Raw genomic sequence first — 19907 nt, 5'->3', positions numbered from 1 at the left:
ATCTTGGTAAGGTGACCGCATGGCCGAAGCGATGGGACTGCGGGAACGCAAGAAGCGCGACACCATGGGGCGGATCTACCGCACCGCCCTGGACCTCTTCGCCGAGCGGGGCTTCGACAAGGTCTCGGTGCAGGAGATCGCCGACGCCTCCGAGGTGTCGAAGATGACGGTCTTCAACTACTTCGGCTCCAAGGAGGACCTGGTCTTCCGCCCCATGGACGAGCACTTCGACGACGCGTCCCGCGCCGTGCGCGAGCGGGGAGCCGGAGAGTCCGCGGTGGACGCCGTGCGTCGGCAGTTCCTGGAGATGATCGAGGCCCGGGACCCCTCCATCGGCCTGCACGGCGATCCGTTCTTCCTCAAGGTGCGCCGGATCGTCCAGGAGACGCCCGTGCTGATGGAGCGCGCCGTCGTGGCCGCTCAGCGCGGCATCCAGGACCTGACCGCCGTCCTGGCGCAGGAGACCGGCGACCCGGTGCTCGCCACGGTCGCCGCCAACACCCTCATGGCCGCGCGCAACGCCCTGATCCAGGAGCACCACCGCCGCCTTGCCGCCGGCGAGAGCCCGGGCGCCGTCGCGGGCGACGCCGCCGAGCGGGCGCACCGGGTCTTCCGCCTGGTGGAAAACGGTCTGAAGGGCTATGCGGTGAAGGCATAGGGTCACGACCATGCCACCGGCCAAGAAGCGCGCCCGCAGCTACGACCCCGCAAGGACCCGTGCCGCGGTCCTCGCCCAGTTCGGAAACGTGCGGGGGGCAGTCCGCGCCCTGACCCCGGATCAACTCGCGCTGCCCACCCGGCTCGGCGACTGGACGGTGCGCCACCTGATCGCGCACATCGGCATGGCCGTCACGGCCGTCCACCGCGCCCTGGACCTACCGGCCCCGCCGAAGCAGGACGTGCTGGTGGCCGAGTGGCCCTTCGCCACCGCCGCCAACTCCGCGGCGATCGCCGACTTCACCCTGGGTCTCGCCGCCGAGCACCCCGATCTCGAGACCTACCTCGCCGACGTCGAGCAGAGCCTGCGCGCCCTTCTCGACGCCCATCCCGGCAGCCGGCTCCTGGCGACCAACGCCGGCGCGCTGCCCCTGGACGACTATCTCGTCACCCGCGCCGTCGAACTCGCCGTCCACACCGACGACCTCAACGCCGCCGTCCCCGGCCTGGACGTGCCCCAGGACCGCCAGGCCCTCGCCGCCGCCACCCGGCTGCTCGCCGACGCGCTCGCCGTGAAGGCGCCCGGCGCCTCCACCGAGGTGCGCGTGCCGCCGTACGCCGTCGTGCAGTGCGTCGAGGGGCCCCGGCACACCCGCGGCACCCCGCCCAACGTCGTGGAGACCGACCCGCTGACCTGGCTCCGGCTCGCCACCGGCCGGACGGCCTGGACGGCCGCCGTGGAGGAGGCCAAGGTCAGCGCGAGCGGAGAGCGCGCGGACATCGGGGACCTGCTGCCGCTCATGGTGTGACGGATCCGGCCGCTCATGGTGTGACGGATCCTGCGGTTCTTGATGTGACGGATCCTGCGGTTGTTGATGTGACGGGTCCTGCGGATCCTGCCGTGGCGGAATCGGGCGGTTCCTGCCATGAGCATCCGGCGGTTCCTCGTGCGACGGAACCGGCGGCCCGGGCAGGCCGTCGAATCCGCATGAACCGGCACAAGCAGCACATGATCCTGACAGCGGTCGCCGTGCTCGTCCCGCTCACGATGGCCTGTGGCAGCGCGCGGCCGGACAGCGGCCCGGCGGGCTCCGGGCAGCCCGTGACCGGCGTGGACTGGCGCGTCGACAGCCTCACCGCTGGCGGCACCACCCGCCACGCGCCCGCCGCCGCACACCTGCGCATCGACGCGGACGGAAAGGCGGGCGGAAACCTCGGCTGCAACCAGTTCGGCTCCCGGGCCACCGTGGACGGCGACCGGATCACGTTCGGCGACCTGCGGACGACCAGGATGGCCTGCGACCCGGACCGGATGGACTTCGAACGCTCTCTCGCCCGCACCCTCACCACCGGCACGCTCACGGCCAGGGCGGATGACGGGAAACTGACCCTCACCGACGGCGACGGCGACCGGGTCCGTCTCAGCCACCGCACACCCGAATGATGTGCGACACCTCACTCATGCATACGGTGAGCAGGCCCGGGGCCACCGCCCACCGGGCCGCCGACGGCCCGCCCTGACACCTCGGCGCCCATCTGACCAGCGCAAACGAAGAAACCACCAAGGTGATCGACTAGCCCTGTCGCGTTATGGGTGCGTATCCCCAATTCGGACCAGTGGTCGACCTCGCCTACACTCGGTGGCGTGCCACGTGGTGACGGTCGACTCAATCACGATCTGCTCCCCGGCGAGAAAGGCCCCCAGGACGCGTGTGGCGTCTTCGGTGTCTGGGCTCCGGGCGAAGAGGTCGCAAAGCTCACGTACTTCGGGCTCTACGCCCTCCAGCACCGGGGTCAGGAATCCGCGGGAATCGCGGTCAGCAACGGCTCCCAGATCCTCGTCTTCAAGGACATGGGCCTCGTCTCCCAGGTCTTCGACGAGACCTCGCTCGGTTCGCTCCAAGGTCACATCGCGGTCGGACACGCCCGCTACTCGACCACCGGCGCCTCCGTGTGGGAGAACGCCCAGCCGACGTTCCGCGCCACGGCGCACGGTTCGATCGCGCTCGGCCACAACGGCAACCTGGTCAACACGGCGCAGCTCGCCGAGATGGTCGCCGACCTGCCGAAGGACACCAACGGCCGCTCGACCCGGGTCGCGGCCACCAACGACACCGATCTGCTGACGGCCCTGCTGGCCGCCCAGGTCGACGAGGACGGCAAGCCGCTGACCATCGAGGAGGCCGCACACGCGGTACTCCCGAAGGTGCGGGGCGCCTTCTCGCTCGCCTTCATGGACGAGCACACCCTCTACGCCGCCCGTGACCCGCAGGGCATCCGCCCGCTGGTCCTCGGCCGCCTGGAGCGCGGCTGGGTGGTCGCCTCCGAGACCGCCGCCCTGGACATCACCGGCGCCAGCTTCGTGCGGGAGATCGAGCCGGGCGAGTTCGTCGCCATCGACGAGAACGGCCTGCGCACCTCCCGGTTCGCGGAAGCGAAGCCGAAGGGCTGCGTCTTCGAGTACGTGTACCTGGCCCGCCCGGACACCGACATCGCCGGCCGGAACGTGTACCTCTCCCGGGTGGAGATGGGCCGCCGTCTGGCGAAGGAAGCGCCCGTCGAGGCCGATCTCGTCATAGCGACCCCGGAATCCGGTACCCCGGCCGCGATCGGCTACGCGGAGGCGTCGGGCATCCCCTTCGGTGCCGGTCTGGTGAAGAACGCGTACGTCGGACGGACGTTCATCCAGCCCTCGCAGACCATCCGGCAGCTGGGCATCCGCCTGAAGCTGAACCCGCTGAAGGAAGTCATCAAGGGCAAGCGCCTGGTCGTCGTGGACGACTCGATCGTGCGTGGCAACACGCAGCGGGCGCTCGTGCGGATGCTGCGCGAGGCAGGGGCCGCCGAGGTCCACATCCGGATCTCCTCGCCGCCCGTGAAGTGGCCCTGCTTCTTCGGCATCGACTTCGCCACCCGCGCCGAGCTGATCGCCAACGGCATGTCCGTCGAGGAGATCGGCACCTCGCTCGGCGCCGACTCCCTGGCGTACATCTCCATCGACGGCATGATCGATGCGACCACCATCGCCAAGCCGAACCTGTGCCGCGCCTGCTTCGACGGCGAGTACCCGATGGAGCTGCCGGACCCCGAGCTGCTCGGCAAGCAGCTCCTGGAGACCGAGCTGGCCGCCGGGCCGGCCGCCACGGCCGCGGCCGACGCGATCCGTCGCCCGTAAGCCCCGTAGAAACCAACCCGAAAGATCCCAGGCAATGTCTGCTGTGTCTGATCAGTCGTCTTCGACGACGGGCAGTTCCACCGGTGCTTCCTACGCGGCTGCCGGAGTCGACATCGAGGCGGGCGACCGCGCCGTAGAGCTGATGAAGGAGTGGGTGAAGAAGACCCAGCGCCCCGAGGTCCTGGGCGGCCTCGGCGGCTTCGCCGGGCTCTTCGACGCCTCCGCCCTCAAGCGCTACGAGCGCCCGCTGCTCGCCTCCGCCACGGACGGCGTCGGCACGAAGGTCGACGTCGCGCGGCGCATGGGCGTCTACGACACCATCGGCCACGACCTGGTCGCCATGGTCATGGACGACATCGTGGTGTGCGGTGCCGAGCCGCTGTTCATGACGGACTACATCTGCGTCGGCAAGGTCCACCCCGAGCGGGTCGCATCCATCGTCAAGGGGATCGCGGAGGGCTGTGTGCTGGCCGGCTGCGCCCTGGTGGGCGGCGAGACGGCCGAGCACCCGGGCCTGCTGGGCGAGGACGACTTCGACGTCGCCGGCGCCGGTACGGGCGTCGTGGAGGCCGACCGGCTGCTGGGCGCGGATCGTATCCGTAAGGGTGACGCCGTGATCGCCATGGCGGCCTCCGGGCTTCACTCGAACGGGTACTCCCTGGTCCGCCACGTCCTGCTGAACACGGCGGGCCTGGCCCTGGAGACGGAGATCGCGGAGCTGGGCCGCACCCTCGGCGAGGAGCTGCTGGAGCCCACCAAGATCTACTCGCTGGACTGCCTTGCGCTGACCCGCACCACCGAGGTGCACGCGTTCAGCCACATCACCGGCGGAGGGCTCGCGGCCAACCTGGCCCGCGTCATCCCCGACGCGCTGCACGCCACCGTCGACCGCTCGACGTGGACCCCGGGTGCGATCTTCGACCTCGTCGGGAAGACCGGCGACGTCGAGCGCCTGGAGCTGGAGAAGACCCTGAACATGGGCGTCGGCATGATGGCGATCGTGCCCGAGGAGTCCGCCGAGGTGGCCCTCGCCACGCTGGCCGACCGCGGGGTCGACGCGTGGGTCGCGGGTGAGATCACCGACCGGGGCGACAAGGGGACCGGCGCAGAGCTGGTCGGGACGTATTCAAACTAAAGGCGCCGCCGTCCGAACCTGCGGGTAGCACAGAACCCGGTCGGTGGCTTTGCCACCGACCGGGTGAGTGCTCAATGCAAGGTCAAGCGCCGCGACGGTGTTGTGAGGGACCTTCGTCCTCGTCCTCGTCGTCGTCCTCATAGAGGTCGGCGTACCGAGAGTAAAGATCGTCCTCGTCGTGCTCATCATCATCCTCGAACGGCTCGCCGTTCGGCGGCTGGCTCGAAGTCGATGCGCCCAGTTCATTGGCCAGACGTGACAGGTCAGTCCCACCGCTGTTGTACTTCAGCTGGCGGGCGACCTTTGTCTGCTTGGCCTTGGCCCGGCCGCGCCCCATGGCTCGACCCCCTCGATGACGGGGCTTGACGGCCCCAGAGTCTGACACGCGTTCATGATCCGGAACGGACCCTCCGCAGAGAGGCCGGTCCGTAGGGCTTCCACGGTACCTGAGCCCGCGCCCATACGGTACGTCGCCCGCAGCACGCGCGTGTGCACAGGACCCTCGAGGTGCCCTGTCCTCGCTGGTCAGTGGCGATTTTAACCACTTATCGGGGTGCGACCCGCCGGTGGAAGTGAGAGTTCTCTCTAAGTTCCCGCCGACGGGTACCGCGCATGTGTGCGATCGGACACCCGATCGGGGTCCGATCGCACCCGTGTCAGCGTGCCGCGCGGGCGTCGGCCATGCGCTGCTCGGCGATCCGGTCGGCCGCGGCGGCCGGGGGGATCCCGTCTTCCTTCGCACGTGCGAATATGGCCAGCGTGGTGTCGAAGATCTTCGCCGCCTTCGCCTTGCACCGGTCGAAGTCGAACCCGTGCAGTTCGTCGGCCACCTGGATGACCCCGCCGGCGTTCACCACGTAGTCGGGCGCGTAGAGGATCCCGCGGTCCGCGAGGTCCTTCTCCACACCCGGATGGGCGAGCTGGTTGTTGGCGGCACCGCACACCACCTGGGCGGTGAGCACCTGCACGGTGTCGTCGTCCAGGGCGCCGCCGAGGGCGCAGGGTGCGTAGATGTCCAGTCCCTCGACCCGGATCAGCGCGTCGGTGTCGGTGACCGCCGACACGCCCTCGGGGTACTGCCCGAGGATCCGTGCGACGGCGTCCGCACGCACGTCCGTGACGACGACCTCGGCGCCCTCGTCGCGCAGGTGGCGGACCAGGTGGTGGCCGACCTTGCCGACGCCCGCGATGCCGACCTTGCGGCCGCGCAGCGAGGGGTCGCCCCACAGGTGCTGCGCGGAGGCGCGCATGCCCTGGTAGACACCGAAGGCGGTGAGCACGGAGGAGTCGCCGGCGCCGCCGTTCTCGGGGGAACGGCCGGTGGTCCAGCGGCACTCGCGGGCCACGACGTCCATGTCGGCGACGTACGTGCCGACGTCGCACGCGGTGACGTAGCGCCCGCCGAGCGAGGCGACCATGCGCCCGTAGGCGAGCAGCAGCTCCTCGGTCTTGTCGCGGTCGGGGTCGCCGATGATCACGGCTTTTCCGCCGCCGTGGTCGAGGCCGGCCATGGCGTTCTTGTACGACATCCCGCGCGCGAGGTTGAGGGCGTCGGCGACGGCCTCGGCCTCGGTCGCGTACGGGTAGAAGCGCGTGCCGCCGAGGGCCGGGCCCAGGGCGGTGGAGTGGATGGCGATCACGGCCTTGAGGCCGCTGGCGCGGTCCTGGCAGAGCACGACCTGCTCATGGCCCCCCTGGTCCGAGTGGAACAGGGTGTGCAGGACATCAGCAGGTGCGCCAGTTACGTCGGTCACTGTGGTGACTCCTGTGTAAGTAGCGGCGAGTGGGGCGTAGCCCCCGTGCGGGTGGCGGGGTGCTGGGACGAGCGTAGAGCCTGTGCCTTCCAGCCATCCGCGCAGTGTTCAGGATCACTCTCCCGGACCGCTCACGCACGCATGACCGTGGGACGATTTGCAAGGGTTTCGAGCCGGGTCCGATGGGGAGGGAGCAGGCGTGCCCAAGGTGTCCTCCGTGGTGGTTCCCTACGCCGCGTACCTGCGTGTCTACGAGCCGCTGGCCGCCTTCCCGGAGCCGGAGCGCACCCACTGGACCCGCTACGCCCGCCGCCCCGACCGCCCCTCCTACCAGGACGAACTGCGCCGCTCGCTCGCCGACTTGCTGCCCACGCCACCGATCCCGGTGCCGGTGCACGAGAGCGGCGACGCCTTCGTGCTGGACGTCGACGGGGTCGTCTGCGTCTGCCCCTGGCGGACCCGGCTGCGCGGCTGGCAGGCCCTGGCCGACCTCGCCGAGGAACTGCCGCCGACGGTGCTGGACGCGGTGCTGCCACCGGTGGTGCGCCGTCAGGCCGCCCAGGACTACGAACGCTGGCTCACCCGCAACCCCGACGCCCGGCCCTGGATCCGCACCTCGACCTGGCAGATCCCGCTGAACTGGTTCGTGCTGGTCTCCGACGAGGAACGCCGGTACGACAAGGGCTCCGGCGAGGTGCCCCCGATGCTGCGCTACCGCACGCCGATGGTCCAGGCCAGGCGCCGGGTGGCGCGGGCCCTGCGCACGCTGAAGGACACCATCGAGGAAGGGCAGCTGATCGACGGCCTGGTGGACGTCGGCCGCTGGCTGGAGGAGTTCCATCCGCGCTCGCTGGTGGAGCTGGACTACGGCGGCCTGGTGCACGCGGTGCCCGCGGGCCAGTTGGAGGACGACCACTCGGCGGCGGACGTGGCCGACGGCATCGAGGCGCTGCGCCGGGGCGACGGGATGGCCGCGGGGGAGGCGTACGGGCGGCTGGTGGAGCGGTGGCGGGCGGTACGTGACCGACGTTCCGCGAACTGAGTGACGTGGATCACGGTCAAAAAGCCACCGAAGGACGTACGGTCTACGGCACTTGACCACCTGACGGGACGTTGGTCCCGATCCGGGCTTTTGTCCCAAGGGTGATGGACGGCACTTACACGGCCCTTGCGCCCCTTGCCGCCCCTCGTGCCAAAATAGGACAAGGAGTCCGGGGAGGGCTCCATCCGTCCCGCTATGCTCCAATGTGGGCGGAATCTCTGCATTGCACGCTTTGGGGGGTCTGGTGGCTCCTGATTGTCCTGTGACTGATCGTCACAGTGGCGTGACTGTCCGCTATGGCATGGTCCATCGGCTTCCGTCGCTGATGAACACCTGGGAGGGCAATTCCATCGGTTTGGCCGACGCGGCTGGACAGATGGTGTAGTTGTAGTGCCGAGGACAAGCCGTTCGTCCTATAACCGACTCGACTCGCGTCCGCCATTTCGGGCAACGCGGGTCAAGGTGCAGAATTTAGAGGAAAGAACCGAGAAGGTTCGGTTCTCCCGAGGAGGCCGCTCATGACCGCTCGCACCCCTGATGCCGAGCCGCTGCTGACCCCCGCTGAGGTCGCCACCATGTTCCGCGTCGACCCCAAGACGGTCACGCGGTGGGCGAAGGCCGGCAAGCTCACTTCGATCCGTACGCTCGGCGGGCACCGCCGCTACCGCGAGGCCGAGGTCCGCGCTCTGCTCGCGGGCATCCCGCAGCAGCGCAGCGAGGCCTGAACAACTGCATAAACGGGCAAACCGGCCGGTCCCCCAACTGGTCGAGGCGCCCGAAACCCTAGCTCCAAGCGACGCGGGACCTGCCCCAACAGGGCCCACGCCCAAGCCGAACAGAGCGTTGTAGGCATCGCCACAGGGTGCGTCGTAGATCGCGCTGGACTCCGCCGGGTCCAGCGCGATCTTTTTTGTGCGCTGGTCGGGGTGGGGTGAGGCCTCGGTGAGCGGCCTTGTCGGAGTCTGGGGAGGGTTGTCGGAACGGCTGTGCGGCGCCTCCGGCGGGAGTGCAATTGCACATATTAAATTGACCAGTTGTAGGAAGGGGGTAAGTTCCGCTGTTTCAGAAACTCATGCGGTGACTCCCGTCACACGCCGTGGTGCTTGTTGACATCGGCATGCGTGCGCTAATGGAACCTCTCGTTCCAGCGTGCCATGCCCGGGCGGGTGTTGGGCCCGGCACGGGTCACGCGCTGCGGGGACTCCCGTCCTCGACGACGACCTCGATGGCGTCGATGACTCCGATGGTCTCCGCGACCTCGACGACCTCGTCGCCCGGCTCCGTGGGGCGTGGGCCGCCGGCCATCGCCAGTCGCAGCAGGTGGTGGCAGATCGGGCAGTGGCGGGTGAGGTGCCGGTAGGACGAAGCGGCCGACAGATGCGCCCTCAGCAGCGCTCGCGTCTCGTGCCTGGCCGATGCCGCCATACGCCACCTCCAGGGGCCGCACAGGGGGACGGGCCCTGGTTTCTGGGTACCGGTGGAATGTGACGTCGTCAAGGGCGCGAGCGGTTGCGCGGGCCTGAGCAGGGCGGCGGACACGGGGGCCTCGGTGGAACAGCAGAAGGGCCCCCTCTCGGGGGCCCTTCGTTTGCGGTCCTGACGGGATTTGAACCCGCGGCCTCCACCTTGACAGGGTGGCGAGCACTCCAAACTGCTCCACAGGACCAGGTTTCGCGGCGCTTATTTCTGCGTTGCGCTGCGAGAAGAGACTGTACAGGAGGGTGCGCCCGCTGGTCGAACTCACCCTGCGTACACGATCGACTACGGCGCCGCGGCGTCGATCGCCTTCACGATCCGCTTGTCGGAGACCGGGTACGCCGTGCCCAGCGCGTGCGCGAAGTAGCTGACCCGCAGCTCCTCGATCATCCAGCGGATGTCGAGCACCTGCTGCGGCACCGGCCGGCCCTGCGGCAGCTGTTCCAGCAGCCAGGCGTACTCGTCCTGCATCTCGTGGACCTTCTCCATGCGGGTGGTGTCCCGCTGGACGCCGGTCGGCATCTGCTGCAGGCGCCGGTCGGCGGCGACCAGGTAGCGCATGAGGTCGGGCAGCCGCCGTATCCCCGCCCACGTGACGAATCCGGGCTTCACGAGGGCGTCCAGCTGCTTGCGGACGTCCGCCAGGTTCGCCAGGAGGGCGGGGCTCTTCACGGCCTTCAGACGGCGCTCACAGGCCTGCCAGGCCGCGAGGACCTGCTGCACCTGCCCGACCGTACGGACCGTCGTGTCCACGATCTCCGCGCGCACCTTGTCGTACAGCTTCCGGTACGACTCCTCGTCCCACACCGGCCCCCCGAAGTCCCCGATCAGCTTGTCGGCCGCGGCCATCGCGCAGTCGTCGAAGAGGGCCTGGATCGAGCCGTGCGGATTGGCGGAGAGCGCCAGCTTCTGGGCGTTGGTCAGCTTCTCGGATGCGAACTTTGCCGGGTTCACCGGGATGTTGCGCAGGATGAGGCGCCGGGTGCCCTTCCACATCGCCTCGGCCTGCTCGGCCTCGGTGTCGAAGAGGCGGACCGAGACCGTGTCGCCGTCGTCCACCAGCGCCGGGTACGCCTTCACCGGCTGCCCGGCCCGGCGCGTCTCGAAGACCCGGGTGAGCGTGCCGATCGTCCAGTCGGTGAGGCCCTTGCGCTCCAGGGACTCCCCGCCCTGCCGGGAGGCGGTCGCGGCCGCGGCCTGGGAGAGGGCCTGGCGGGCCTTGGGCTTCAGCCGGAGCTTGAGCGCCTCCAGGTCCTTGTCCTCGGCCAGCTTCCGGCGCCGCTCGTCGACGATACGGAAGGTGATCTTCAGGTGGTCGGGGACCTTCGCCCAGTCGAAGTCGTCCGCCTCGAAGGGGACGCCGACCATGCGCTTGAGCTCGCGGGCCATCGTCACCGCCAGCGGCTCCTGCAGGGGTACCGCCCGCTCCAGGAACGCCCTCGCGTAGTTCGGCGCGGGTACGTAGTTGCGGCGGATCGGCTTGGGCAGGGTGCGGATCAGCTCCGTCACCACCTCCTCGCGCAGGCCCGGGATCTGCCAGTCGAAGCCCTCGTCGGTGACCTGGTTGAGCACCTGGAGCGGGATGTGGACGGTCACACCGTCGGCGTCCGCGCCGGGCTCGAACTGGTAGGTGACACGGAACTTCAACGGCCCCTGCCGCCAGCTGTCCGGGTAGTCGGCCTTGGTGACCGCCTCCGCCGACTCGCGGATGAGCATCTCGCGCTCGAAGTCGAGGAAGTCGGGCTGCTCGGTCCGCTTCCGCTTCCACCAGGAGTCGAAGTGGGCACCGGAGACGACGTGTTCGGGCACCCGCTGGTCGTAGAAGTCGAACAGCGTGTCGTCGTCCACGACGATGTCCCGGCGCCGCGCCCGGTGCTCCAGCTCCTCGACCTCGCTGAGCAGCTTGCGGTTGTCGGCGAAGAACTTGTGGTGCGTGCGCCAGTCCCCCTCGACCAGAGCGTTGCGGATGAACAGCTCGCGGCTGGTCTCCGGGTCGATCCGGCCGTAGTTGACCTTCCGCTGGGCGACGATCGGGACGCCGTACAGCGTCACCTTCTCGTACGCCATCACGGCCGCCTGGTCCTTCTCCCAGTGCGGTTCGCTGTACGTCCGCTTGAGCAGGTGCTCGGCGAGCGGTTCGACCCAATCGGGCTCGATCTTCGCGTTGACCCGGGCCCACAGCCGGGAGGTCTCCACGAGTTCGGCGGACATCAGGAACCGGGGCTGCTTACGGAACAGCGCCGAGCCGGGGAAGATCGCGAACTTGGCGCTGCGGGCGCCCAGGTACTCGTTCTTGTTGCCGTCCTTCACGTCCTTCATCCCGATGTGGGAGAGAAGGCCGGCGAGGAGCGAGACGTGGACGCGGTCGGTGGGGGCCTCGGATCCCGCCGAGGGCTCCTCGAGGTGCATGCCCATCTGCTTGGCGACCGTGCGCAGCTGGGTGTAGATGTCCTGCCATTCGCGAATGCGCAGGAAGTTCAGGTACTCCTGCTTGCACATCCGGCGGAAGGACGACGAGCCGCGCTCCTTCTGCTGCTCGCGGATGTACCGCCACAGGTTCAGATAGGCGAGGAAGTCGCTGGTCTCGTCCTTGAAGCGGGCGTGCTGCTGGTCGGCCTGGGCCTGCTTGTCGGCCGGGCGCTCGCGCGGGTCCTGGATGGACAGCGCGGCCGCGATGACCATGACCTCGCGGACGCAGCCGTTCTTGTCGGCCTCCAGGACCATGCGGGCCAGCCGGGGGTCGACGGGCAGCTGGGCCAGCTTGCGGCCGGTGTCGGTGAGGCGCTTGCGCGGGTCCTTCTGGGCCGGGTCCAGCGCGTGCAGCTCCTGCAGCAGCTGTACGCCGTCGCGGATGTTGCGGTGGTCCGGCGGGTCGATGAAAGGGAACTTCTCGATGTCGCCGAGGCCGGCCGCGGTCATCTGGAGGATGACGGAGGCGAGGTTCGTCCGGAGGATCTCGGCGTCCGTGAACTCCGGGCGGGTGTCGAAGTCGTCCTCGCTGTACAGCCGGATGCAGATGCCGTCGGAGGTACGGCCGCAGCGGCCCTTGCGCTGGTTGGCGCTGGCCTGGGAGATCGCCTCGATGGGCAGCCGCTGGACCTTGGTGCGGTGGCTGTAGCGGCTGATCCGGGCGAAGCCGGGGTCGATGACGTACTTGATCCCGGGGACGGTCAGGGAGGTCTCGGCGACGTTGGTCGCCAGAACGATCCTGCGTCCGGTGTGCGGCTGGAAGACGCGATGCTGCTCTGCGTGCGAGAGCCGGGCGTACAGCGGCAGGATCTCCGTGAATCTGTACTTCTTCTTCTCCAGCGCGTCCGCCGTGTCCCGGATCTCCCGCTCACCGGAGAGGAAGACGAGGACGTCGCCCTTCCCCTCCGCCATCAGCTCCTCGACGGCGTCGGTGATCGCGGTGATCTGGTCCCGGTCGGCGTCCTCGGAGTCCTCTTCGAGGAGCGGGCGATACCGCACCTCCACCGGATATGTCCGCCCGCTGACCTCGATGATCGGGGCGTCGCCGAAGTGCCGCGAGAAGCGCTCGGGATCGATGGTCGCCGAGGTGATGACGACCTTCAGATCGGGCCGCTTCGGCAGCAGCTGGGCCAGGTACCCGAGCAGGAAGTCGATGTTGAGGGACCGCTCGTGGGCCTCGTCGATGATGATCGTGTCGTAGGCGCGCAGCTCGCGGTCCGTCTGGATCTCGGCGAGCAGGATGCCGTCCGTCATCAGCTTGACGAAGGTGGCGTCCGGGTTCACCTGGTCGGTGAAGCGGACCTTCCAGCCGACGGCCTCGCCGAGGGGCGTGCTCAGCTCGTCGGCGACACGCTCGGCGACGGTCCGGGCGGCGATACGGCGGGGCTGGGTGTGCCCGATCATGCCGCGGACACCCCGCCCCAGCTCCATACAGATCTTGGGGATCTGCGTGGTCTTGCCGGACCCGGTCTCACCGGCCACGATGACGACCTGGTGATCGCGGATGGCTTCGGCGATCAGGTCCTTCTTCTGGCTGACGGGCAGTTGCTCCGGGTAGGTGACGGCGGGCACACGGGAGCGCCGTTCGTCCATCCGTGCCGAGGCCTTGCCGATCTCGGCCTCGATCTCGGCGAGGACGGCGGCGTGGGCCTCCGGCTTACGGATCTTGCGCGCGCCCTCGAGCCGCCTGCCGAGCCGGTGCGCGTCGCGCAGCGACAGCTCGGTCAGACGGGAGGCGAGGGTGCCGAGGGCGGGGGCTGGATGCGTAGACATACGCGGTCCAGGATCTCACCTCGGGGAAATCGCTGGCGAACGATTTGCTTCGGGCGCGCTCAGGGCGTGCGCTGGGCGGGCGGCGCGGCTTGTGCGCGCTGCCGGCTCGACGGGTCCCCGAGAGCGATCGACTTCGCGGTGTTGGACACCGCCTTGATGCCGAGATAGGCGGTGGTCGTGCTGCTCACCGCGGTGAACGCGGCGGTCAGCACCCCGACGACCACGGCCTTGTCGCCGTTGAGCCGCCACACCCCGATGATCGCGACCGCGGCGATGGCGACATTGCTGATCACGACCGCGAGCAGCCCGTACCGTGCCCGGTCCTTCTCCAGCTCCGTGTCCTGGACCGTTCCGGTCTCGCTCCGGCTCATCGGCCTCGCCCCCCGCTCCGCAGCTGCTCCACCCGAGCGTCCACCTGTGCTCGGTCGTACCCGCGTCGGACGATGTCGAAAACGGGCGGTGCGTCGGGTGCCGGGCCCGAGGCCAGGCGGTCCAGATAGGCGTCCACCTGGGTGCGGTCGTAGCCGCGCCGTGCGATGTCGAACCGGAAATCGCCTTCCAAGGCTGCCTCCCCCGAGAGCAGGCCGATGACCCGGCCGGATACGACGAAGGCCCCGCTCTGTCGAACGGGGCCTTCTGGCTGTGGCTGGGGCCGGGGTCGAACCGGCGACCTATCGCTTTTCAGGCGATCGCTCGTACCAACTGAGCTACCCAGCCACGAGGTTTCACGTGAAACCTCAGCGGTCCTGACGGGATTTGAACCCGCGGCCTCCACCTTGACAGGGTGGCGAGCACTCCAAACTGCTCCACAGGACCAAGCTGTGCGTGCAACAGTGTTGCACACGATCTTGCGTGCCCCCAACGGGATTCGAACCCGTGCTACCGCCTTGAAAGGGCGGCGTCCTAGGCCGCTAGACGATGAGGGCTATCGGCCCGCCTGGGCGCTTCTCAGCGCGTCGGGGACGTGAGAAGCATATGGGATGGCGGGGAGTATCGCCAAAACGGTTTACGGCGACGAGGACGAAGAGGTGGGGGAAGAGGGCGACAGGGAGCGCGGGGGCGGTGTGGCGCCCGGCATGTTCTCCTCCGGAAGGTGGCGGCTGACCTCCGCCGTCGTCAGGCCCAGGCCGCCCAGCTCGATCGCGTCCCAGGCCTGCAGGCGGCGGCTGTCGCGGTCGAAGTAGAGGATCGAGGCCTCGATGGGTGCGGGGTAGGCGTGCTCGACCGCGCGCAGGCCGCTGCCGCCGGTCGAGCCCTCCATGCGCAGCCGGGTGCCGTACTTCAGCATCTCCGTCCCCTCGTGATGCAGGTGGCCGCAGAGCACCAGCGGCACCTCGCCGTCCGTCTCCCGGGCGGCGGACGGCTCGTGCGCGATCGCCACGTCCACCGGGGTGCCGGCCACCCGCTGGTCGTGCAGGGCCGCGGCCAGACGGGCGCCCGCCAGCTGCTCGGCCGCGTCCCCGCCGGGTGCCACCGAGCGGTCCGGGGTGAACTGCGGGTCGCCGATGCCCGCGAAGCGCAGGCCCCCGACGGTCTGTGCCCGGCCGTCGTCCAGGACGTGCACGTTCTTCATGCGCTGCAGGTAGCGCTGGGTCACGGAGGAGTCGTGGTTGCCGCGGACCCAGACGTAGGGCACGCCCAGGTCCCGGACCGGGTCCAGGAAGCCGTTCTCCGCCGCCGTGCCGTGATCCATCGTGTCGCCGGTGTCGACGATCACGTTCACCTTGTACTGCTCCACCAGCGAGGCGATGATCTTCCAGCTCGCCGGGTTGAGGTGGATGTCCGAGACGTGCAGCACCCGCAGGGTGGAGGGGTCCGGCCGGTAGGCCGGGAGCGTGGAGGTGACGTCGTACAGCTTCGTCACGTTCGTCACCAGGCGCGCCAACTCCTTCTGGTAGACGTCGAACTCCGTGACGATGCTGCGCGCGTTGCCGACCAGGGACGGCGCGGAGGACAGCAGACCGGAGAACCTCGGCTCCAGGACCGACTTCGGGTTCCAGGTGGCGTACGCCGTCGCGCCCGAGGCCGCGAGCAGGGTGAGGGCCAGTCCGCCGGCCGCGAGGGCCCGGCGCGGGCGGCGGTAGACGGCGAGACCGAGGGCCGTCGCCCCGGAGACCACGGCGACCGAGGAGCGCACGGCCAGGTCGAGGGTGCCGTGCTCGACGTCCCGGGCGACCTCGTCCTGGAGGCCGGAGAGCCGCTCGGGGTGGTCGACGAGGGCCTGGGAGCGCAGCGGGTCGAGCTGGTCGACGTTCACGTCCAGGCGGACGGGCGCGACATGGCTGTCCAGGGTCAGTGCGCCCAGCGGGGAGACATTGATCTTCGTGCCGCCGGTGAGGGAGGGGCGCAGCGCCATGGTCGTGTCCATCGGGCCGACCGGCGCCCGCACGTTCCCGACGATCAGCAGGCCCAGCCAGGCGCCGACGAGGACCACCGCGCCGAGGCCGAGGGCGCCGAGCCAGGGGCGGGGGCGAGGGGCGAGCGGGAGGTCGGGGAGGGCGCTGGCGGTCCGGCGGGGGCGGCGCATGCGGTGCGGGATCCTGCTCGGCATGCGGTTCAGGGCTGCGACGGGGACGCGGGCCATTGGTGCCGTATGCCCAGGCTCCGGCGTGGATATGCGACGGTTCGCCGCACTCGTACGGGCGTCCCGTGCCGGACAATGACCGTGTGCTGGAGATGACGCGCGAGGAGTTCGAGGAACTGGTCGCCGAGGCGCTCGACCGGATTCCCCCGGAGCTGACACGACTGATGGACAACGTCGCGGTGTTCGTCGAGGACGAGCCGCCCGCCGACGACCCCGAGCTGCTCGGGCTGTACGAGGGGACTCCGCTGACCGACCGGGGCGAGTGGTACGCCGGTGTGCTGCCGGACCGGATCACCGTCTACCGGGGGCCGACGCTCAGGATGTGCGACACCCGCGAGGACGTCGTCGCCGAGACGGAGGTCACCGTGGTGCACGAGATCGCCCACCACTTCGGCATCGACGACGCCCGGCTGCACGCGCTCGGCTACGGGTGAGAGCAGGGGCGCCGGGCAGGGGCGCCGGGCAGGGGTGACAGGCGCGGGGGCACGGGCGGGCGCGGCGCGGGGACGCGGGTCGGCGCGGCGCGTGTCCTCTTGCGGGCGGCGGGAGTTGGGGAGGTCGACTCCCTTTCCCGCCTCCGGAGGTGGCCGCCGTGCGCCCCTTGTACGTACCCGTCCGACTGGCCGTCGCGGTGCTGGCCGTCACCACCGCCGCCGGCTGTGTGAGCGTGGGCGACGACGCCGGCCGTGCCAGGCCCTCGCACTCGGCGGCCCAGCAGGGCGGCCCGGCGCCCGACGGTGGCCCGGTGGACGGCCGGGGCGGCCTCGGCTACGGCGGTCAGGCGCGCGGTGGTGACGGCAAGCACGGGCACGGCGGCAAGGCCGAGCCGGGCAAGTCGGCCTCGGCCTCGCCCACGTCGTCCGGGGCGCCCAGTGCGTCGTCGGCACCGCAGAAGCCGCGCACGACCGCGGGGCCCGCACAGCCGGCGCCGACCAAGGCCCAGCCGACGCCTCCGGTGACGTCCGCCCCGCCCGAGCCCCCGCCGACCACCCCGCCCGCGCCGACCACGGAGCCGCCGACCGCCGAGCCGTCGTCCTCGGCCCACGAGGAGACGGGACCGCAGCTGGCCGCGCGCGAGCCGGCACCCGAGGCGGGTACTCCGGCGTGACCGCGGCCCGGCCGGGACATGGCCGCTGACCTGTGGTGATGGGGCCGGTTTGCCTTCAGGGGTGTTAGGTGCGTATGGTGGTAGATCGTTTGATCCCATTTGCCCGGCGCCACCACAGAGCGCGCCGTGTGGCGCGTACTCTCCCTTGCCGTGGCGGACCGCATTGAGGCGGTCGTGAGCGAATCACGGAGTTGACGGGCGCGTGCCGAAGAGACTCCGGAAGGTTTCGCATTCGCATGTCCGTGTCCAGTACTGATCACATCGTCATGTCCGAGAACATCCAGGACGACGAGTTGGTGACCGAGGTCCCCGAGACCGCTGACACCCCCCAGACCACCCAGACCCCCCAGATCACCTTCGCCGACCTCGGCCTCCCCGAGGGCATCGTGCGCAAGCTCGCGCAGAACGGCGTCACCACCCCCTTCCCGATCCAGGCCGCGACCATCCCGGACGCCCTGACCGGCAAGGACATCCTCGGCCGTGGCCGCACCGGCTCCGGCAAGACCCTCTCCTTCGGTCTGCCGACCCTGGCCACGCTGGCCGGCGGCCGCACCCAGAAGCACAAGCCCCGCGCGGTCATCCTCACCCCGACCCGTGAGCTGGCCATGCAGGTGGCCGACGCCCTCCAGCCGTACGGCGACGTCCTCGGCCTGAAGATGAAGGTCGTCTGCGGCGGTACGTCGATGGGCAACCAGATCTACGCCCTGGAGCGCGGCGTCGACATCCTCGTCGCCACCCCGGGCCGGCTGCGCGACATCATCAACCGCGGCGCCTGCTCCCTGGAGGACGTGCAGATCACCGTCCTGGACGAGGCCGACCAGATGTCCGACCTGGGCTTCCTGCCCGAGGTCACCGAGCTGCTCGACCAGGTCCCGGCGGGCGGCCAGCGGATGCTGTTCTCCGCGACCATGGAGAACGAGATCCAGACCCTCGTCGACCGCTACCTGAACGAGCCCGTCTCCCACGAGGTGGACGCGGCCCAGGGCGCGGTGACGACCATGTCGCACCACATCCTCATCGTGAAGCCCAAGGACAAGGCGCCGGTCACCGCCGCGATCGCCTCCCGCAAGGGCCGCACGATCATCTTCGTCCGCACCCAGCTGGGCGCCGACCGTGTCGCCGAGCAGCTCCGCGAGGCCGGCGCGAAGGCCGACGCGCTGCACGGCGGCATGACCCAGGGCGCCCGCACCCGCACGCTGGCCGACTTCAAGGACGGGTACGTCAACGTCCTCGTCGCGACCGACGTCGCCGCGCGCGGCATCCACGTCGACGGCATCGACCTGGTGCTGAACGTGGACCCGGCGGGCGACCACAAGGACTACCTGCACCGCGCCGGCCGCACGGCGCGCGCCGGCCGCACCGGCACGGTCGTGTCCCTGTCCCTGCCTCACCAGCGCCGCCAGATCTTCCGCCTGATGGAGGACGCGGGCGTCGACGCCGCGCGCCACATCATCCAGGGCGGTGCCGCCTTCGACCCGGAGGTCGCCGAGATCACCGGCGCCCGCTCCATGACCGAGGTCCAGGCCGAGTCCGCGGGCAACGCCGCCCAGCAGGCCGAGCGTGAGGTCGCCCAGCTCACCAAGCAGCTGGAGCGCGCCCAGCGCCGCGCGACCGAACTGCGCGAGGAGGCCGACCGGCTCGTCGTCCGGGTCGCCCGCGAGCGCGGCGAGGACCCGGAGACGGCGGTGGCCGAGGCCCAGGCCGCCGCGGCCGAGGCCGTGGTCGAGGCGTCCGTGACGCAGGAGCCGGCCGAGCGCGAGACCGAGCGCGAGGAGCGTCCGGCGGCTGCGTCGTACGACCGCCGGGAGCGGCGCGGCTTCGACCGGGACCGGGGCGAGCGGGGCTTCGAGCGCCGTGACGACCGGGGTGACCGCGGTGGCCGTTCCTTCGAGCGCCGTGACGACCGCGGTGGCCGTGGCTTCGAGCGCCGTGACGACCGGGGCGACCGCGGTGGCCGTGGCTTCGAGCGTCGCGACGACCGCCGTCCGTTCGACCGCGACCGGGACCGTGACCGCGGTTTCGAGCGCCGTGACGACCGCGGTGGCCGTCCCTTCGAGCGCCGTGACGAGCGTGGCGACCGCGGTGACCGCGGTGGCCGTGGCTTCGAGCGCCGTGACGACCGCGGTGGCCGTCCCTTCGAGCGCCGTGACGAGCGCGGCGACCGCGGCGACCGCGGTGGCCGTTCCTTCGAGCGCCGTGACGAGCGTGGCGGCTTCCGCCGCGACGAGCGCGGTGGGCACCGGGGCAGCGACCGTCCGTTCAACCGCGACCGCCGCGACGACCGCCCGGGCTTCCGCTCGGCCGGCCACGACCGCCCCTACGGCCGTCGTGACGACCACCGCGGCACCGGCTCCTTCGGCCGCCGCGAGGACAAGCCGCGCTGGAAGCGCAACGGCTGACGCAGCCCGGGAGCACCGGCTGACGCCGCGACCACCGGCTGACGCCGAATGACCCGGCAAGGGCCCGTACGACTTCGTTCGTACGGGCCCTTGCGGCGTTTCCGGGCCCGGCGCGGCGGCGGCGATTCCCCTCGGTCGCGCTGTCCGCGCCGAGTGAGCGGGCGGAAGCAACGGCTTCGGCGTCATCGGCAGTCATGAGGGCCGGCACCGGCCCGGCAGGGCTGCAAGGGGGCTCTTCCCGCGGTGTCCCTGTCGGCCCGTCCGTTCTCGGCCTGACGGTGACTTCCGGCCACCGAGTGACGCATGTCACGCACCCGGCGGGGGAATCGCTGGGG

Annotated in this window: 17 protein-coding genes and 4 tRNA genes; 10 read left to right on the top strand and 11 right to left on the bottom strand. The window is 70.3% G+C overall.

Going from position 1 to position 19907, the window contains the following annotated elements:
• Positions 1 to 19 precede the first annotated feature (19 nt).
• The 5 genes from AB0H32_RS07580 to purM all read left to right on the top strand — a co-directional run bounded on the left by AB0H32_RS07580 (position 20) and on the right by purM (position 4967).
• Complete coding sequence (locus AB0H32_RS07580; protein ID WP_361115767.1) at positions 20 to 658, top strand: TetR/AcrR family transcriptional regulator; 639 nt, start codon at positions 20 to 22, stop codon at positions 656 to 658.
• Between the two features lie 10 nt (positions 659 to 668).
• Positions 669 to 1466, top strand: a complete 798-nt coding sequence (locus AB0H32_RS07575; protein ID WP_361115764.1) for a sterol carrier family protein — start codon at positions 669 to 671, stop codon at positions 1464 to 1466.
• Positions 1467 to 1666: 200 nt separating this feature from the next.
• A complete protein-coding gene (locus tag AB0H32_RS07570; RefSeq protein ID WP_361115761.1) occupies positions 1667 to 2101 on the top strand; it encodes an META domain-containing protein in 435 nt (144 codons plus the stop codon).
• Between the two features lie 201 nt (positions 2102 to 2302).
• Positions 2303 to 3832, top strand: a complete 1530-nt coding sequence (purF, locus tag AB0H32_RS07565; RefSeq protein ID WP_361115758.1) for an amidophosphoribosyltransferase — start codon at positions 2303 to 2305, stop codon at positions 3830 to 3832.
• 34 nt (positions 3833 to 3866) lie between these two features.
• Positions 3867 to 4967 (top strand): phosphoribosylformylglycinamidine cyclo-ligase, encoded by a 1101-nt coding sequence (gene purM, locus AB0H32_RS07560; protein ID WP_361115755.1) that lies wholly within the window; start codon positions 3867 to 3869, stop codon positions 4965 to 4967.
• Between the two features lie 82 nt (positions 4968 to 5049).
• On the opposite strand, the gene AB0H32_RS07555 is transcribed toward purM, so the two are convergent.
• Both AB0H32_RS07555 and AB0H32_RS07550 read right to left on the bottom strand, forming a co-directional pair.
• Positions 5050 to 5304, bottom strand: a complete 255-nt coding sequence (locus AB0H32_RS07555; protein ID WP_361115752.1) for a DUF3073 domain-containing protein — start codon at positions 5302 to 5304, stop codon at positions 5050 to 5052.
• Between the two features lie 319 nt (positions 5305 to 5623).
• Positions 5624 to 6721: a Glu/Leu/Phe/Val dehydrogenase dimerization domain-containing protein gene (locus AB0H32_RS07550; protein ID WP_361115749.1), complete on the bottom strand. Its 1098-nt coding sequence runs from the start codon at positions 6719 to 6721 to the stop codon at positions 5624 to 5626.
• A 199-nt stretch (positions 6722 to 6920) separates the two neighbouring features.
• Here AB0H32_RS07550 and AB0H32_RS07545 point away from each other — a divergent pair, with 199 nt between their 5' ends.
• Both AB0H32_RS07545 and bldC read left to right on the top strand, forming a co-directional pair.
• Positions 6921 to 7763, top strand: a complete 843-nt coding sequence (locus AB0H32_RS07545) for a hypothetical protein (protein ID WP_361115746.1) — start codon at positions 6921 to 6923, stop codon at positions 7761 to 7763.
• 518 nt (positions 7764 to 8281) lie between these two features.
• Complete coding sequence (bldC, locus tag AB0H32_RS07540) at positions 8282 to 8488, top strand: developmental transcriptional regulator BldC (protein WP_003949541.1); 207 nt, start codon at positions 8282 to 8284, stop codon at positions 8486 to 8488.
• A gap of 460 nt (positions 8489 to 8948) precedes the next feature.
• Here bldC and AB0H32_RS07535 read toward each other — a convergent pair whose 3' ends face one another.
• From AB0H32_RS07535 to AB0H32_RS07495, 9 genes are all read right to left on the bottom strand, one after another.
• Complete coding sequence (locus tag AB0H32_RS07535) at positions 8949 to 9188, bottom strand: DUF6274 family protein (RefSeq protein WP_361115743.1); 240 nt, start codon at positions 9186 to 9188, stop codon at positions 8949 to 8951.
• 166 nt (positions 9189 to 9354) lie between these two features.
• A tRNA-Asp gene (locus AB0H32_RS07530) sits at positions 9355 to 9429 on the bottom strand.
• A gap of 95 nt (positions 9430 to 9524) precedes the next feature.
• The gene (gene hrpA, locus AB0H32_RS07525) at positions 9525 to 13481 is read right to left on the bottom strand and encodes an ATP-dependent RNA helicase HrpA (protein ID WP_361115740.1); all 3957 of its coding nucleotides are present in this window, start codon (positions 13479 to 13481) and stop codon (positions 9525 to 9527) included.
• A gap of 59 nt (positions 13482 to 13540) precedes the next feature.
• Positions 13541 to 13852, bottom strand: coding sequence for a hypothetical protein (locus tag AB0H32_RS07520; protein WP_361115737.1), 312 nt, complete (start codon positions 13850 to 13852; stop codon positions 13541 to 13543).
• Positions 13849 to 14043 (bottom strand): DivIVA domain-containing protein, encoded by a 195-nt coding sequence (locus tag AB0H32_RS07515; RefSeq protein WP_361115734.1) that lies wholly within the window; start codon positions 14041 to 14043, stop codon positions 13849 to 13851. The genes AB0H32_RS07520 and AB0H32_RS07515 overlap by 4 nt, the downstream gene beginning before the upstream one ends.
• Positions 14044 to 14124: 81 nt before the next feature.
• A tRNA-Phe gene (locus AB0H32_RS07510) sits at positions 14125 to 14198 on the bottom strand.
• A 24-nt stretch (positions 14199 to 14222) separates the two neighbouring features.
• Positions 14223 to 14297 (bottom strand) — tRNA-Asp (locus AB0H32_RS07505).
• Positions 14298 to 14334: 37 nt separating this feature from the next.
• Positions 14335 to 14407: transfer RNA gene (locus AB0H32_RS07500), tRNA-Glu, on the bottom strand.
• Positions 14408 to 14487: 80 nt separating this feature from the next.
• Positions 14488 to 16065, bottom strand: a complete 1578-nt coding sequence (locus AB0H32_RS07495; protein WP_361115731.1) for a metallophosphoesterase — start codon at positions 16063 to 16065, stop codon at positions 14488 to 14490.
• An 83-nt stretch (positions 16066 to 16148) separates the two neighbouring features.
• Here AB0H32_RS07495 and AB0H32_RS07490 point away from each other — a divergent pair, with 83 nt between their 5' ends.
• From AB0H32_RS07490 to AB0H32_RS07480, 3 genes are all read left to right on the top strand, one after another.
• The gene (locus tag AB0H32_RS07490; protein ID WP_361115728.1) at positions 16149 to 16499 is read left to right on the top strand and encodes a metallopeptidase family protein; all 351 of its coding nucleotides are present in this window, start codon (positions 16149 to 16151) and stop codon (positions 16497 to 16499) included.
• 158 nt (positions 16500 to 16657) lie between these two features.
• Positions 16658 to 17173 (top strand): hypothetical protein, encoded by a 516-nt coding sequence (locus AB0H32_RS07485; protein ID WP_361115725.1) that lies wholly within the window; start codon positions 16658 to 16660, stop codon positions 17171 to 17173.
• 236 nt (positions 17174 to 17409) lie between these two features.
• Positions 17410 to 19572, top strand: a complete 2163-nt coding sequence (locus AB0H32_RS07480) for a DEAD/DEAH box helicase (protein ID WP_361115722.1) — start codon at positions 17410 to 17412, stop codon at positions 19570 to 19572.
• Positions 19573 to 19907 lie beyond the last annotated feature (335 nt).

Source organism: Streptomyces sp. NPDC020362, from assembly GCF_040642095.1.
Classification (GTDB): Bacteria; Actinomycetota; Actinomycetes; order Streptomycetales; family Streptomycetaceae; genus Streptomyces.
The sequence above is the reverse complement of the archived record's forward strand: the minus strand, read 5'-3'. Positions and strand labels throughout refer to the sequence as shown.